The sequence below is a fragment of the Arthrospiribacter ruber genome (assembly GCF_019343195.1).
GTDB classification, from domain to species: domain Bacteria; phylum Bacteroidota; class Bacteroidia; order Cytophagales; family Cyclobacteriaceae; genus Arthrospiribacter; species Arthrospiribacter ruber.
Genome location: NZ_RPHB01000002.1, coordinates 580,167 through 596,470, shown reverse-complemented (window position 1 = coordinate 596,470; position 16,304 = coordinate 580,167). Strand labels below are relative to the sequence as shown.

The 16,304-nt window shown below is 40.6% G+C and carries 9 protein-coding genes and 1 pseudogene; 4 read left to right on the top strand and 6 right to left on the bottom strand.

What is annotated here, in order from left to right; all coding sequences use genetic code 11:
• Position 1: 1 nt before the first annotated feature.
• The 3 genes from sufC to EGN73_RS05470 form a co-directional block, all read right to left on the bottom strand.
• On the bottom strand, positions 2–763 hold the full coding sequence (gene sufC / locus EGN73_RS05480) for a Fe-S cluster assembly ATPase SufC (protein WP_219287510.1): 762 nt from the start codon (positions 761–763) through the stop codon (positions 2–4).
• A gap of 41 nt (positions 764–804) precedes the next feature.
• The gene (sufB, locus tag EGN73_RS05475; protein ID WP_219287509.1) at positions 805–2,250 is read right to left on the bottom strand and encodes a Fe-S cluster assembly protein SufB; all 1,446 of its coding nucleotides are present in this window, start codon (positions 2,248–2,250) and stop codon (positions 805–807) included.
• Between the two features lie 287 nt (positions 2,251–2,537).
• The gene (locus EGN73_RS05470) at positions 2,538–3,005 is read right to left on the bottom strand and encodes an Lrp/AsnC ligand binding domain-containing protein (protein ID WP_219287508.1); all 468 of its coding nucleotides are present in this window, start codon (positions 3,003–3,005) and stop codon (positions 2,538–2,540) included.
• A gap of 377 nt (positions 3,006–3,382) precedes the next feature.
• Here EGN73_RS05470 and EGN73_RS05465 point away from each other — a divergent pair, with 377 nt between their 5' ends.
• The 3 genes from EGN73_RS05465 (at position 3,383) to EGN73_RS05455 (ending at position 8,986) form a co-directional block, all read left to right on the top strand.
• Complete coding sequence (locus tag EGN73_RS05465) at positions 3,383–3,823, top strand: hypothetical protein (RefSeq protein WP_219287507.1); 441 nt, start codon at positions 3,383–3,385, stop codon at positions 3,821–3,823.
• A gap of 232 nt (positions 3,824–4,055) precedes the next feature.
• Complete coding sequence (locus EGN73_RS05460) at positions 4,056–5,975, top strand: M14 family metallopeptidase (RefSeq protein WP_219287506.1); 1,920 nt, start codon at positions 4,056–4,058, stop codon at positions 5,973–5,975.
• Positions 5,976–6,133: 158 nt separating this feature from the next.
• Positions 6,134–8,986, top strand: a complete 2,853-nt coding sequence (locus tag EGN73_RS05455) for a S9 family peptidase (RefSeq protein ID WP_219287505.1) — start codon at positions 6,134–6,136, stop codon at positions 8,984–8,986.
• A gap of 250 nt (positions 8,987–9,236) precedes the next feature.
• Here the strand turns inward: EGN73_RS05455 and EGN73_RS05450 are convergent, their stop codons facing one another.
• The 3 genes and pseudogenes from EGN73_RS05450 to EGN73_RS05440 all read right to left on the bottom strand — a co-directional run bounded on the left by EGN73_RS05450 (position 9,237) and on the right by EGN73_RS05440 (position 14,266).
• Positions 9,237–9,968 carry a succinate dehydrogenase/fumarate reductase iron-sulfur subunit gene (locus EGN73_RS05450; RefSeq protein WP_219287504.1) on the bottom strand — a complete coding sequence of 244 codons (732 nt, stop codon included), beginning with the start codon at positions 9,966–9,968 and terminating at the stop codon, positions 9,237–9,239.
• Between the two features lies 1 nt (position 9,969).
• A pseudogene (locus EGN73_RS05445) lies at positions 9,970–11,871 on the bottom strand (fumarate reductase/succinate dehydrogenase flavoprotein subunit).
• Between the two features lie 136 nt (positions 11,872–12,007).
• Positions 12,008–14,266 carry a PAS domain-containing protein gene (locus EGN73_RS05440; RefSeq protein ID WP_219287503.1) on the bottom strand — a complete coding sequence of 753 codons (2,259 nt, stop codon included), beginning with the start codon at positions 14,264–14,266 and terminating at the stop codon, positions 12,008–12,010.
• Between the two features lie 393 nt (positions 14,267–14,659).
• Here EGN73_RS05440 and EGN73_RS05435 point away from each other — a divergent pair, with 393 nt between their 5' ends.
• The gene (locus EGN73_RS05435; protein WP_219287502.1) at positions 14,660–16,303 is read left to right on the top strand and encodes a sodium/sugar symporter; all 1,644 of its coding nucleotides are present in this window, start codon (positions 14,660–14,662) and stop codon (positions 16,301–16,303) included.
• Position 16,304 lies beyond the last annotated feature (1 nt).

The following is a 16,304-nucleotide window of genomic DNA, read 5'->3' as shown; positions in this document are numbered from 1 at the left end:
ATTAAACAGAAGCAGCGTTAGCTTCTTCTTTGATCCAATCATATCCTTTCTCTTCAAGCTCAAGTGCCAGCTCCTTGGTTCCGGATTTGACGATCCTTCCATTGTAAAGTACATGGACAAAATCCGGAACAATGTATTCCAACAGTCTTTGATAATGTGTTACCACGATTGTGGCTGTTTCTGCTGACTTGAGCTTATTTACCCCATTGGAAACAATCCTCAAAGCATCAATGTCCAATCCTGAGTCCGTTTCATCCAAGATAGAAAGAGTAGGCTCCAGCATGGCCATTTGAAAAATCTCATTCCTTTTCTTTTCACCGCCTGAGAAACCCTCATTCAGTGATCTGCTCAGTAATTTCTGGTCGATTTCTACCAGTTTCATTTTTTCTTTCATCACAGAAAGGAATTTTACGGCATCAAGAGGCTCTTGTCCTCTATATTCCCTCACCTGATTTACCGCAGTTCTCAGGAAATTGGTAGTAGATACGCCTGGGATTTCTACCGGATACTGAAATGCCAAAAATACACCTTCACGTGCACGGTCTTCCGGGGCTAGGTCAAGGAGGTCTTTATTTTTGAAGAGTACTTCACCTTCAGTGATTTCGTATTCTTCTCTGCCTGCAAGAACTGAAGCCAAAGTAGACTTTCCTGATCCATTTGGACCCATAATGGCATGGACTTCTCCAGCTTTTACTTCAAGGTTGATGCCTTTAAGTATAGGATTACCTTCTATAGAAGCGTGTAAGTTCTTTATCGTTAACATATCGTAAATTCAGATTGATTCAATTAATACTATTTTAAAATTTACCCGACGGAGCCTTCCAAGGTCAGGGCAAGTAATTTTTGGGCTTCCACTGCAAATTCCATTGGAAGCTGATTTAAGACTTCTTTCGCATACCCGTTTACAATCAAGGCCACCGCATCTTCTGTGCTGATTCCTCTTTGATTACAGTAAAACAGCTGGTCTTCACCGATTTTTGAAGTTGTAGCCTCATGCTCTACCATGGCGGTAGAATTTTGGATATCGATGTACGGGAAAGTGTGTGCACCGCATTTGTCTCCCATTAATAAGGAGTCACATTGGGAAAAATTCCTGGCATTTGTTGCCCTTTTCATTACCTGAACCTGTCCTCTGTAAGAGTTTTGGGATTTCCCTGCAGATATACCTTTAGATACAATCCTTGATTTGGTATTCTTACCAATGTGGATCATCTTGGTGCCGGTATCTGCCTGTTGGTAATTATTGGTGACTGCTACAGAGTAGAATTCACCAACGGAGTTGTCACCTTTAAGAATACAGGAAGGGTATTTCCAGGTCACCGCAGAACCTGTTTCTACCTGAGTCCAAGAGATTTTGGAGTTGTCTCCGGCACATATTCCTCTTTTGGTTACAAAATTATATATACCGCCTTTGCCTTCCTTGTCTCCAGGGAACCAGTTTTGGACGGTGGAATATTTAACTTCTGCATTCTTGGCGGCATAGATTTCCACTACGGCAGCATGAAGCTGATTTTCATCTCTTTGAGGAGCTGTGCAACCCTCAAGGTACGAAACATAAGAATCATCTTCAGCTACTATCAAAGTTCTTTCAAACTGACCGGTGTTGGCAGCATTGATCCTGAAATAGGTGGATAATTCCATCGGGCATCGAACACCTGATGGTATATAACAAAAAGAACCATCTGAGAATACAGCAGAGTTTAAGGCTGCATAATAATTATCAGTCATAGGTACTACAGAGCCCAAATATTTTTTTACCAACTCAGGGTGCTCCTGTACAGCTTCACTGAACGAGCAAAAAATTATTCCAAGCTTGGAAAGGGTCTCTTTAAAAGTAGTGCCCACAGATACTGAGTCAAGAACGGCATCCACAGCGATACCTTGAAGTCTTTTTTGTTCATTCAAGGATATTCCAAGCCTTTCATAAATCTGTAACAGTTCAGGGTCGATCTCGTCGAGACTTTTAGGTTTTTTGGCTTGTTTAGGCGCAGAGTAATACCTCAGTGCCTGAAGATCAATTTTTGGATAGGTCACATTGGCCCATTCAGGCTCGGTCATTTCCTGCCAATGTCTGAAAGCCTTCAGTCTCCAATCGAGAAGCCATTGCGGTTCTTCTTTTTTGGCTGAGATCCATTTGATGATATCTTCATTGAGTCCTATAGGGGCTTCATCGGCTTCATAATTGACCGACCAGCCATGTTCGTACTCCTTGGAAGTAAATTCTTCTAAAATTTGATTGTCTTTGCTCATGCGGTGAGTTATTTAGACTAATTATAGTTTGCAGTGCGAAGATACAACATTATAGAAAAAATAATTGTTCGATAGGGCAGTAAAATATTACTCAATGTGATTGAAAAAATCAATAAATAATTGAAAAATAAAATGTTATGAAAAAATATTGGCAAATCGATAAGATTTGCCAATACTGGATAAATACAATTTAATGAAAGAATAATCTGTAAATTTATTTATTTAGATTTAATCTAAATTGTTTTATTTACTATAATCGGCTTAGATATCAAATGACAAAAATCATGTTATTTATCAAAAAACTGTATTGGTCTGTTGATACTTTCTTCCAAAACGATCAATGTTTCTGTTCTGTCAATTCCTTCTACTTTTTGGATTTTATCCAGAACAGTCCTGAGGTGGTTGGTGTCTTTACAGATGATTTTGGCAAAAATGCTATAGTTACCTGTAGTATAATAGGCATTGATGACTTCTGTAATCTGCTTTAGTTTTTCTATTACGGTATCATAAAGGGAGCTTTTTTCCAGATAGATTCCCAAAAAAGCTGAGATATCATAGCCCAATTTGGAAAAGTCAATATTCAAAGTGGCACTTTTCACAATTCCCATGTCCTCCAACTTTCGCATTCGGACGTGTACTGTACCGGAAGAAACAAATACCTTTTTGGCGATTTCAGTGTATGGGGTTTTGGCATCGTCATTTAATAGGGAGATGATCTTGAGATCTACATTATCAATATCTAAAATTTTGTCCATTTTAAAGAGGTTGTTTTGAATCTATGTTAATAATACTGCCGTCAAATTATAAAATACTTAAAAAATACCAAAATATATTTTTCAATTTGTAAAAGTGACATGAATCTATTTATTTTGAGGTCGTACTTGAAGGCTTATATATTATTTTGAATATTTAATAATTAAAAATATATTTGTCTGTTTATTTATTAAAACGTTTATTTTCAAGTACTTTGAAGTCGAACTTTTAATCTCTAAAGTTATATTTGGGTTTATATTCTGAAAAGGGTCTTGCTTTTGGCAAGACTTTTTTATTTTCTGCCTATTTAAATTTTAAATGCAAAAAATTGTGTTTGAAATATTTAATTATGTATTATTGTGTTATTATCACTGGCGCAATGAAAAAACTTTCCCTTTTGGCTCTTTTTCTTGTGATGCTCTTCACACTTTCATCGTTTTCATCGATTGTATTGGATTTTCGATTCGACAGCGATCTAGATGTTGTGGAAAGTCCAATTTCCGATATTACTTTTTTAAGTACTACTTCCGAGATATACGGGGCAGCCTGGGAATTTCCGGAACATACCAGTGAAATCATAGACAGTTATTCTTCATTTATTTTCAGGACCAAAAAAAGTGCGGAAGTAGAGGAGTTGAGGGTGGTATTGAATGTGAACCCAAAAGGTAAGATTTCAGGTTACAAGGTGCTCAACAAAGATGCCGATAAGGGTCTGGTTGAGAGAATGGGATATGTTCTACGACAAATTCCCCGACCTATGCCTGTTCCCGGTTTTGATAACTACGATGCAGCAGAGTTTCTGCTTATTATCAAAAAGTAATTTCAAAGAGTGTTTTATAAATTGAAATCTCCAACATCAATTGTTGGGGATTTTTTTTTTGAGCGGTTAGGAAGATGTTTTGAAGCGTTTTACATTTATTCCAAGCCTAATTGCATACTTAGAAGCTCTATTTGGATCAAAATCCTACACAAGGATCGGACCTTTGATGTGATTTCCATAGTGTTCATGTGCAGTTTACTGGAACGCAAAACACAAACTAAACTATATATCTATGAAACGAAGTTTACATCTTTATTTGGGTGTTTTCCTGATGATGCCCGGATGGGGTATGGCACAGGAGAAAGTCCTTAATGAGAAAAAGTGGCCAGAACAGGACAAAGATGCCAAATTTTATACAGTGTCAGGTGAAAGACATGGTCAATCTTTTTTCAAAAAATATGAATTCCCTGAAGTAGAGTACACTCCAGGAGAAAAACTGACCTTTGACATCTATCATACACCTGATGTAATGTACCACTGGTACAGGCTTTGGGCAGAAAAGTATCCCGATATCACAGAGTTGTATGAAGTAGACAAATCCTATGAAGGAAGGCCGATTCTACAAATGACCATTACCAACAAAAAGACAGGCAAGCACACGGATAAGCCTGCTGCATACTTTGAAGGGGGAAGACATGGTGGAGAGGTGACAGCGAGTGAGGCGGTATTGTGGCTGACCCAGCACCTGCTTGAAAACTATGGCAAGGATCCTGAAATCACCAAGCTTATAGATACCAAGACCATATATGTCAGACCTCAGAACAATCCTGATGGAAGTAATATGTACCTCTTTTCAGAACAAAGAAACAGAAGTACAGTCCGTCCTTATGATGTGGATGGTGATGGTCTTTTCGATGAGGATCCGGAAGAAGACCTCAATGGGGATGGTATCATTCACATGATGCGTAAAAAAGCTGTCACTGAGGAAGAAAAAGCTGAAGCGAATTATGTTCTTGATCCTAGGGATCCTTCCGGGAGGTTGATGAAAAGGGTGTTTGACGGCCAAGGAGAATACTTGATGTACACAGAAGGAATTGACAATGATGGAGATGGAAAGTTCAACGAAGACGGTATAGGTGGGCTTGACCTTCACAGAAACTATCCTGAAAATTGGAGACCGGGAAGCCGTGGAGATAAAACAGGGAGAGGCTATACCCAATTTGGTGCCGGAGAGTATCCGCTGAGCGAGATCGAAACAAGGTCAACTGTCCTCTGGCTATTGTCCCATCCTAATATTTCGGTGGTCAACTCTTTGGATACTAGGGTGCCAATGCACCTCAGACCGCCTTCAACCTCCTCTTCGGAAGAGTCCATGTTTGAGAAAGATAGGAAGATATATGAATACTATGACAGCTTGGGGATGAGTATTACAGGGTACCCTTGGGCGGGAGATGTATACGAAACTTATTCCACCAGATGGAAAGTCAACAGGTTGACAGGTGATCCTTTGAAGCCTAATCCGCTTTTTGGCCATGGTCCTGATTTTGGGTATTTCTATTATGGTGCAGTCTGGTATGGAGATGAGCTTTGGAACAATGGCGCGATGAAAGATTATGATGGAGACGGGATTTTGGATGATTACGATGCACTCATGTGGGACGATGAAGAAAATGGCTCCAGAGGATTCAAACCTTGGGAGAAATTTGATCATCCCCAATTAGGTGAAGTAGAGATAGGCGGGTTTCATCCCAAGTTTTTCTCTCAGAATGGTCCACCATGGCAGTTGGAAGGCTGGATAAAAAAACAGTCTCTGTTTAATCTGGCAATGGCCATGGATCTTCCTCAGATCGAAATCAATGATGTACAAGTGAGCAGGTCAGGGGATGAGTATGAAATCAAAGTAAAGTGGAGCAATTCAGGCAAGCTGCCTGTGGCTCTGGATCAAGCAAAAAGGGTCAAAATAGTGCAGGAGGACAGGTTGATGTTGGAGTTTGATAAAGAGCTGATGAAAGGCTTTGAAAACGCAAAAGTTCAAATCGTAACTCCGGAACTCTATGACAAAACCATCTATGCAGGCTATACAGAAGCAGGCGAATCCAAAGAGTCTGTATTCAAGGTGAAAGTCAACCATGACCAACCGGTAAAAGGAAAAGTGAAGCTATTGTCTACCAGAGGTGGATATGTCGAAAAAGAGATTACTCTAAGTCGATAAAAGCATTTACTTTAATTTTAGCCACATAAAAGGGGGATTATCTCTCTTTTATGTGGCTTTTTGTTTTTTTGGCTAAAACAAAATTCACTCCATTGAAATAAATCTGCCTGCTTGGCAGTATGAGATTTGTTAGTTTTCGGAAAATAGAACACCCCAATATGAGATTATTAAGTTTAAAGCATTTTCTTTTTCTTTCATTATTTACCCTATCACTGTCGGTATTTGCTCAGCAAAAGCGGTCGCTGACACATGATGATTATGATGCCTGGCAGTCTATAGGAGCTGAAAAAATCTCCAAAAACGGCAATTGGATAGGCTATGAAGTCAATCCTCAGGACGGAGATAGCAAGCTTGAAATGGTGTCCACTTCCAATACCAGCAACAAATATACTGTTCCAAGAGGTAGCAATTGGATCTTCTCCCATGATGGTAGGTTTGCAGCAGGCAAGATCGTGCCGCAGTCAGATTCAGTAAGGTTACTTAAGCTGAAAAAGACCAAACCGGACGATATGCCCAAAGACAGCCTTTTTATCTACAATCTTGAAAATGGTAAAATAGAGAAATTTGCCAGGGTCAAATCCTTCGCCCAGCCAAAGAAAAAGGGGGAGTGGTTGGCCATACATTTTGAAAAAGAGGGTCATGTACAAGCTGCGGCAAAAGCTGAGAGCGATTCTTCCAAAACTGAAAGTGATCAGAAAGAGAAGCCTAAAAAATCTGATGGGACAAAGTTGTTGGTAAGGAACTTTGAAGGATCAAAAAAATTTGAATACAGCAGAGTAAAGACATACGGATTCTCTGAAAATGGGGATTATTTTTTTTATGTCAAAGCGCAGGAAGATACCCTCAAAAACACCGGAATCTTTTTACTCAATCTCAAGACCGGGGTGTCCAAAATCATTGATGTTCAAAAAACCGATTACCTGTCACCTTCTTTTTCTTCCAATAATAAATACCTGGCTTACCTGACTACAGAAGATTCAGCCAAGTCCAAAAAACCTTACTACGATCTGTACCTTTATGATACAGAAAAGGAAACTAACAGAAAACTCCTCAGCAATAATCATGAGGCAATAGAAGGGATGATTTCCAAAAACGGGAGGATCTTCTTTTCCAAGGACGAGACGCGTTTGTTTTTCGGAACTGCTCCTGATTACAGGACATTTGCATATGAGGAGGATACTACTATTCTTGACGAAGACCGGGTAAGCCTGGATATATGGGGATGGCAGGATGCTGAAATCCAGCCTATGCAGTTGAGAAACAAGTCTAGAGAGGAAAACAGGACGTATTTGGCCGCTTATGACCTGCGTAATGGAAATGTGATGCAGTTAGGAGATGAGAAAGTCCCCGAAATCAGTGTGGACAGAAATGCCAAAAATAAAATAGCAATAGGAACAGATGACAGGCCATATAGGAGAAACTACAGTTGGGATATTCAGATAGGCAAAGACATTTATATAGTAAATCTGGAAAATGGACACAGGTATATGATGAAAGAGAATCTGGTGGGAAATCCACAGCTTTCTCCTGAAGGTAAATTTGTGTATTGGTATTCTTACAAAGATAGTTCTTGGGTAACATTTGATGTTGCGACGAGAAAGACCAAAAACCTCACGAAAAATATAGGGGTGAATTTTTACAATGAACAACATGATTCACCGTCCATGCCTTCAAGTTATGGATCAGCTGGATGGCTTAAGGGGGATGCTGGTTTTTTGGTCTATGACAAATATGATATTTGGAAAGTAGATCCGACTGGGACTATGGCCCCTGTGAACCTGACTTCGGGTGAAGGTAGAAAAGGTAATATTGTCTTCAGAAGGCAAAAAACTGACTCAGAAGAGGAAGCAATCGACCCAGAGAAAGCCATGATGTTAAGTGGATTTCATGAATTGAAGAAAAAGGATGGTTTCTTTACTGCCAGCCATCAGGAGGCGTCTTTGCCAAGAGAGTTGCTTTTTTCAGACCATAGGTATTTTGGATTTGCCAAAGCCAAGAATGCCGATAAAGTGATCGTCAGGAGGTCCACGTTCAAAGAAAATCCGGACATCTACCTAACGGACTTAAGCTTCCAAAACCTGGCTAAAGTGTCGGAGCTGAATCCTCAACAGGCAAGAATTAAGTGGGGATCAGTAGAGCTGATTGATTACATGGCCAATGATGGTACCCCTTTGCAAGGTTTGCTGTATAAGCCTGAGAATTTCGATAAGAATAAAAAGTACCCGATGATGGTGTATTTTTATGAAAGAAACTCAGATGGCCTACACATTTATAGGCCACCCGTACCGAGTGCTTCAATTATTAATATCCCGTTTTTTGTGAGCAATGATTATCTGGTATTTGTACCGGACATCAAATACGAACTGGGACTTCCAGGGCCAAGTGCCTTCAATTGCATCATTCCCGGTGTACAATATGTAGTAAGCAAAGGATTTGTTGATGCCAAAAATATGGCCATTCAGGGACAAAGTTGGGGAGGTTACCAAGTAGCTCATCTGATTACAAGGACCAATATGTTCAAGGCAGCTGGTGCTGGTGCACCTGTGGTGAACATGACATCTGCTTATGGAGGGATCCGTTGGGGAACAGGTATGAGTAGGATGTTCCAGTACGAGCAGACACAATCCCGTATTGGGGGAACTCTCTGGGAAAAGCCCATGTATTACCTCCAAAACTCACCTTTGTTTTATATGGACAGGGTAGAAACTCCTGTACTGATCATGCACAATGACGAAGATGGAGCTGTGCCCTGGTATCAGGGAATAGAGATGTTTATGGCATTGAAAAGGCTTAATAAGCCAGCTTGGCTGTTGCAGTACAACGGGGAAGATCATAATTTAAGATTAAGGAAAAACAGGAAGGATTTATCTATAAGGCTTTCACAGTTTTTTGACCATTACTTAAAAGGAGCCCCGGCGCCATTGTGGATGACGGAAGGTTTGCCGGCAGTAGAAAAAGGTAGGACACTCAAATATGAGCTTTCTGAAGAAGAGGAGGGGATGGATTATTAAAAGTATCTTTTCAATAAAATATCTGCTAAAAATAGAAAAGAGGCTGTCTCATAAGTCAAAGCTTTAAAAAATTACCGAATTTTATTTGGTTTGTAATCAGTGAAACTTTGTGTCTTAGAGCCTTCGTGGCATTTTTAGCCACAAAGCCTCTAAGTCACAAAGGAATTAACTCTTAAACAGAGTTTTGTTTGGTCAATAAATCTGAAGATCAATTTATGAGACAGCCTCTTTTTTATGGTTCAATTTTGCTTTAGCTTTTCCAATATTCCCGGTTCATGGTGACGATATGTGCTATAGAGATGCCCTGAGGGCAGACCTTTTCGCATGCGCCTGTTAGCGTGCAGGAGCCAAATCCTTCTTTGTCCATCTGTGCGACCATTTTTTGCACCCGTTTTTTTGCCTCCAACTTGCCTTGTGGGAGTAAGGCCAAATGACTGATTTTAGCTCCGGTAAAAAGAGCCGCGCTGGCATTTTTGCAGACAGCCACACATGCTCCGCAGCCTATGCAGGCAGCTGCATCAAAAGCAGCCTCTGCTGTATCATGGGCAATGAGTATGCTGTTTGCTTCCGGTGCCTGACCTGTATTTACTCCTATGAATCCGCCTTGTCCTATGATCCTGTCCAAAGCAGTACGGTCTATACAAAGGTCTTTTTTGATGGGGAAAGCAGCTGCTCTGAAAGGCTCCAAAAACAGTTCCTCTCCATCTTTGAAACTCCTGAGATGGGTCTGACAAGTAGTGGCACTTTTTTCCGGGCTATGGATGTGTCCGTTGATTACAAAGCCACACTGCCCACAAATACCTTCCCGGCAATCTGACTCAAAAGCAACAGGGTCTTTTCCTGCCTTGATCAGCTTCTCATTAAGAAAATCAAGCATTTCGGGTACAGACATGTTTGGGTCAAGCTCCTTGAGTTCATGTTTTTCAAAACCACCTTTAGCTGTTTTGCCTGCCTGCCTCCATATTTGTAAAATCAGTTTCATGCTATTTGTAGCTCCTTTCGCTTAATTTGATGTATTCAAAATTTAATGCTTCTTTATGAAGCTTGTGTTGGTTTTCACCGAGAGATTCCCAGACCGAAACATATTGGAAGTTCTCATCATCTCTTTTGGCCTCACCATCTGGGGTCTGATGCTCCTTTCTGAAATGGGCTCCACAGGACTCTTCTCTTTGTAAAGCGTCTTCTACAATCAATAGGGCCAATTCCATATAATCCTCTACCCGTGCTGCTTTTTCAAGTTCGAAATTCAGGTTTTGGCCCGGGGGAACCGTCAGGTCTTGATAAAATGCTTGTTGAAGGGTCAAAATTTCCGATCTTGCCTCTACCAGAGTTTCTTTTTCTCTGATCAATCCACATTTTCCATAAAGGATAATGCCCAATTTCCTGTGGAATCCTTCCGCAGTGGTGTTCCCTTGGATGCTCTGTAATTTGTCAAGTCGTGATTTGTTTTGTTTCAAATAAGATGATTTAACCTCATCAGGAATACTCATTTCAGGGACTTCTCCCGCCAGGAAATTCATGATAGTATGGGGAGAGATAAAATATCCATCTACACAGGCCTGCAGAAGGGAGTTTGCACCAAGGCGGTTAGCTCCGTGATCTGCAAAATTGGCTTCCCCCAGTACAAATAAGCCTTTCACATTACTCATCAGCTCATAATCCACCCATAGACCTCCCATAGAAAAGTGGGCTGCGGGAGAAATCAACATGGGCTGCTCATAGGCGTCCATGCCTGTGATTTTCTTATACATATCAAAAAGATTCCCGTATTTTTTGGCAATAGCTGATTTACTTTCTCTCCTGATGGCATCTGCAAAATCCAGATAGACGGCATTTTGCATAGGTCCTACACCATGCCCATTGTCGATTTGTTCTTTGGCAGCTCGAGAGGAAATATCTCTTGGGGCAAGGTTGCCGAATGAAGGATATTTCCTCTCCAGGTAATAATCCCTTTCCTCTTCGGGGATTTGATGTGGAGGTCTTTGGTCACCTTGTTTTTTTGGAACCCATATTCTCCCGTCATTCCTCAAGGATTCTGACATGAGGGTGAGCTTGGATTGGTAATCTCCCAACTGTGGAAGAGATGTGGGGTGGAATTGGGTCCAACTGGGTGCTGCGAAATAAGCCCCTCTCTTGTGGGCTCTCCATATTGCAGAGGCATTGCAGTTCATGGCCAAAGTTGATAGGTAATAGATTTTTCCGTATCCACCAGTAGCCAGCACGACTGCATCGGCTTCTTTTATCTCAATATCACCTGTATCCAGGTTTCTGGCTACTATACCTTTAGCTTTGCCATCCAGTAAAATCAGGTCCATCATTTCATGGCGGGTGTATAAGGTGACATTCCCATCTACAGATTGTCTGATCAGTGACTGATAGGCACCCTGAAGCAATTGCTGTCCTGTCTGTCCTCTTGCATAAAATGTCCTGCTGACCTGAACACCTCCAAAGGACCTGTTGCTCAGGTATCCACTGTATTCCCTTGCAAAGGGCACTCCTTGGGCTACTGCTTGGTCAATCAGTGGCAGGGAGCATTCTGCCATTCTGTATACATTGGCTTCTCTGGACCTGAAATCCCCACCTTTGACGGTGTCATAAAACATTCTCCAAATACTGTCTCAGTCATTTTTGTAATCTTTGGCGGCATTGATTCCTCCTTGAGCGGCGACACTGTGGGCTCTTCTGGGAGATTCATGAAAAGTGAAAACATCTACCTGAAAACCCAATTCAGAAAGACTCGCTGCGCAGGAAGAGCCAGCCAAGCCTGTTCCTACCACAATTACCCGGTATTTTCTTCGGTTGGCCGGGTTGATCAGCCGGCAGGTAGCTTTATATTGGGTCCATTTGTCCTGAATTGGACCTGGCGGTATTTTCGATTCAATCATGCCTTAATATAGCCAAGGCAAGGGAGCTACCGAAAAGAATGCGTTTAAATTTTTTAACAAGTAAGGTTCTTCTTGGAAAGTGCAGGTCAAGAGGTAAATGAAGGTACTTAGGATATAATCAATTAGGAGGATTTTTTTATTGGGCAGTATGATAGGTCTTAGCGGAGATTTCACGGATGGTTTCATCAAGTTCCTTGCATGAATTGATGATTTCCTGAAGGATTTCCGGTGTATTGAGTTCTTCTATTTCACCCTCTTCCAAAAGCATTACCAGTCCCATTATTCGGGCAACTGGTGCTCTGACTATATGGGATTGAATAAAACCGATTTCTTTCAGCGCGATGTTTTGGGTTTCTATGGTCTTGATGTATTGCCTTATGGCATGCATGTCAGTCACGAAGGCTGCAACACCTAGAACTTTGTCGCCCATTTTGATTGGATTCAGCGTGAAATCCAAGTTGTAATTTTTTTCCTCCGAAAATTCATTGAACTGGGATTCATTTCCCAAAAGTGCTTGTTCAAACTTTTTCTTCCAAAAGCCCTTTTGTTCCTCTGGAATGAGTTCAAGTAAATCTTTTCCCTCTTCAATATTTGATTTGTAAAGGATCTTGAACTGCTTTTTGGCAGCCTTATTCCAGAAATTGACCTTAAGGTGCTGGTCTACTGCGAAAATCCCCTCGCTTGAGCTGTTTATAATCGCACGCAAGTTGGCTTGACTTTCTTCGATTTTTAGCCTGGTTTTTTTTAGTTCTGTAATGTCAAAAAATGAGGTCAAAACTCTAAAAGGTTTTTTTCCATTATTTTTAAATTCCGGTTCGGAGTCAATCATGATCCAGGTAGGATTGTTTTTTCCAGGATGAAAAACCCCCATGATTTGGTTTTTTAAAGGCTTTCCTGTTTTCAGTGAACGCATGGCAGGATGAAGTTCTCCTGGAAATGGCTTACCATCTTCCAAAATGGCTCTCCACCTTGGATCAGTGGATGTTCTGCCAAGCAATTCATCCATGCTGAGGCCTAAGATTTTGGAAGCAGCTTTATTAGCTTTGATGATTTTTCCATCAGCTGATTGGTAAACTATTCCCTGCCCCATAAAGTCAAAGAGTTTTTTATATTCCATTTCGCTAAGCTCTTTGGAGATCTGGGCTTCTTTTTTTTCAGTAATGTCCTGAATGGTTCCAAATATCCTCACACAGGTGTTGTTTTCATAGGCTGCTTGTCCTAATGACCGAACCCATTTAGGATTTCCTTTTTCCGTAATTATCTGGAATTCTTCATCAAATGTTCTGCCGCTTGAAATGGCATATTCAACCAAGTTGCTGACTCTTTTCTGTTCCTCTTTATTGGCATAATATGAAATTGCTTTTTCCAGAGTAGGGACAAAGTCATCTTCTACCTCATGTATGGTCTTGGTGGTCTTTGACCATTCTAGTGTGTTGTCAAGGAGGTTGAAGTCCCAAGCACCGATTTTTGCCAAGCTGGAAGAAATTTCCAACAGTTCCCTGGTTTTTTTTAATTCCATTTCTGCCAGGGATTTTTGGGTAATGTTCCGTACCAAAACTATTACTTTGTCATCTGAGAAAAGTGTTATTCTTGCCTCATAAACTTGTAAACCGTTTTTAGTTTCTAAAGTGTACTGTAGAGGGTCAGGCACTTTACCATTTTCAATATTTCTAATGGATTCAAAAAAATAGTTGGACCTATCTTCAGGCTGAATTTCCCTTACATTTTTACCTATAAATTCATTCGGACTAAGTAAAAGATCTTTCACATTTCCCCCCATTACCTCTAGGTAATTCCCATCTTTGTCATGCACAAAAAGGAGATCAGGAATTGAGGAAAGGAGTGAATTCTTAAAGTTCAATCCATTTTTTAAAATTTGGGACTTTGCCTTTTTTTGAGATATTTCAAGCCGCAGGTCTATTGTACTAGAAAGCCTTGAAACCAATAAAGTAAGATTGTCCTTCTCTTTTTTTTTCCATGTAGGAATACTTTCAAAAAGAAGAACCATTTCTCCAAGAAAAATGCCTTTTTGAACCAAAATAGGGAAGTAACAAAAAGAACTAAGCGATACCTTCTCGAAAGCGGATTTTTGAATCGCAAAATCCTCTGAGTCGGGGAGTGAAGCTACACTTATAGGCTGACCCTCTGACTTGTATTTTTCCGAAAAAAAACCAGCTTCCGGAAGAAATTCAGTGAGGGGGGAATTCATTGAAGTCTTGACAACAGGGTTTTTAGATCCTTCAATCGATATATAACCTGCTTTGGCTTGGCTTAAAGCCAGGCCTAATTCAAGAGTTTGCTTAAAATCATCATTTGATTCTTGGGTGAGAAGATCCAAAATGGAGAGTAAATTTTCCTTCCTTCTCAGAAGTTCGGATTGGCTATTTGTTTTCACGGGATTTGAGATGTCACATAGCTATGACTTTAAGGTTTATTTCATCAGATTGCGGTATTCTCTTTACTCTATTGTCGATCTAAAATACTGATAAAGAATGAGAATTGAATTGTGTCACTGATTTAAATACAAAGTAACAGGAAAGTTTCTTCAAAAGAAACATTTAAATGTATGCAAGACACTTCATCTGCTATAACTGTTGGCAAAAAGTGAATCTGATTGGCAAATTTCTTTTTCTATTATCGCTTATAACCTTGTTTTAGTATGCATAAATACTTGAAATTTCCTAGTCAATTGAAGCAAAACATTATATTTGGAGATTATTCGTTGCCGGAACATAGTACTAATTGTGGATCGGCCACCAACTCAAACCTTATACAGTAAACCAAATCTATGTTATTAGAACCTTTAGACCTCATTGTATTTATCGGGTATTGTTGCCTGATAGTGGGCATGGGGCTTTTTGTCTCCAGAGAGAAGAAAGGCCATGTCAAGAATTCCCAAGATTACTTTTTGGCTTCCAAAGCACTCCCCTGGTGGGCAGTAGGGGCCAGTTTGATTGCTTCCAACATTTCAGCAGAGCAATTTATCGGTATGTCAGGTTCCGGTTTTGCACTTGGATTGGCGATTTCTACCTATGAATGGATGGCAGCCATTACCTTATTGGTGGTAGCGATTTTCTTTTTGCCTGTTTATATCAAAAAAGGGATCTATACCATGCCCGGATTTCTTTTGGACAGGTATGATACCAGAGTGAGAACTACCATGGCCATTTTTTGGCTATTGCTTTATGTATTCGTCAACCTTACTTCAGTATTGTATTTGGGGGCATTGAGTTTAAATACCATCCTAAATGTGCCTTTAGGTTATGGAATTGCCGGACTGGCAGTCTTTGCCATGATTTATTCCATTTATGGTGGACTAAAGGCTGTTGCTTGGACCGATGTGGTACAGGTATTCTTCCTTGTTTTGGGAGGTCTTGCTACTACCTACATTGCCTTGCAGATGGTAGGAGAAGGCAGTGCATGGGAAGGTCTTGGCCTGTTGAGGCAAGAAGTACCAGGTCATTTTTCTATGATTTTGGATAGGGGAGAAATGATGATCCCTGATGGCAAAGGTGGTACATATGATGCTTATCAGGATTTACCGGGAATTTCAGTGTTGGTAGGAGGTATGTGGATCACCAACCTCAGTTATTGGGGATTCAACCAGTATATTACGCAAAGGGCATTGGCAGCCAAAAGTCTAGATGAGGCCCAGAAGGGGATGATTTTTGCAGGTTTCTTAAAGTTATTGATGCCCTTGATCGTGGTAATACCAGGTATAGCAGCTTTGGTGATTGTGAAAAATGGAATAGATACTGGCTTTATCCAGTCTATGCAGGATCCTGTTTCGGGAATCATCAAGTCGGATAGGGCATATCCTACACTGTTGCAATTGCTTCCAGTGGGATTGAAAGGGCTTGCTTTTGCGGCATTGACAGCGGCAATTGTTTCATCTTTGGCTTCTATGGCCAATAGTACTTCTACCATTTTTACTATGGATATCTACAAAAAATACATTGGCCCAAATGCTTCTGAAACCAAGCAAGTAGCAGTAGGAAGAATCACCGCTGTTGTGGCTTTTGTGATCGCAGCTATTGTAGCACCTGCCTTGGGACAATTAGATCAGGCGTTCCAGTTTATCCAAGAGTATACAGGTTTTATTAGTCCAGGAGTGTTTGCGATATTCTTCTTTGGGGTATTTTGGAAAAAAACCACCTCTAATGCAGCCCTTACTGGTGCAGCCGTGAGTATTCCACTTTCAGTATTGTTGAAGTGGCTTGCTCCTAATTTGCCTTTCCTTGACAGGATGGGAGTGGTATTTTTGGTCATTGCAGCTTTGATGGTATTGATCAGCTTAGTGGAAGGTAAAGGTAAAGATCATCCTAACAGCATCGAGATCAATAGCGAATTGTTTAAAACAAGCGCGGCGTTTAAGATCGGAGCATTTATCATCACGGGTATTACAGCGGCACTATATATAATTTTCTGGTAAG

Bases quoted from the DNA above. Each gene is read 5' to 3' on its own strand.
- sufC (WP_219287510.1), bottom strand. From the start codon at position 763: ATGTTAACGATAAAGAACTTACACGCTTCTATAGAAGGTAATCCTATA.
- EGN73_RS05435 (WP_219287502.1), top strand. From the start codon at position 14,660: ATGTTATTAGAACCTTTAGACCTCATTGTATTTATCGGGTATTGTTGC.
- EGN73_RS05465 (WP_219287507.1), top strand. From the start codon at position 3,383: ATGAAAAAACTTTCCCTTTTGGCTCTTTTTCTTGTGATGCTCTTCACA.
- EGN73_RS05450 (WP_219287504.1), bottom strand. From the start codon at position 9,968: ATGAAACTGATTTTACAAATATGGAGGCAGGCAGGCAAAACAGCTAAA.
- EGN73_RS05455 (WP_219287505.1), top strand. From the start codon at position 6,134: ATGAGATTATTAAGTTTAAAGCATTTTCTTTTTCTTTCATTATTTACC.
- sufB (WP_219287509.1), bottom strand. From the start codon at position 2,250: ATGAGCAAAGACAATCAAATTTTAGAAGAATTTACTTCCAAGGAGTAC.
- EGN73_RS05460 (WP_219287506.1), top strand. From the start codon at position 4,056: ATGAAACGAAGTTTACATCTTTATTTGGGTGTTTTCCTGATGATGCCC.
- EGN73_RS05470 (WP_219287508.1), bottom strand. From the start codon at position 3,005: ATGGACAAAATTTTAGATATTGATAATGTAGATCTCAAGATCATCTCC.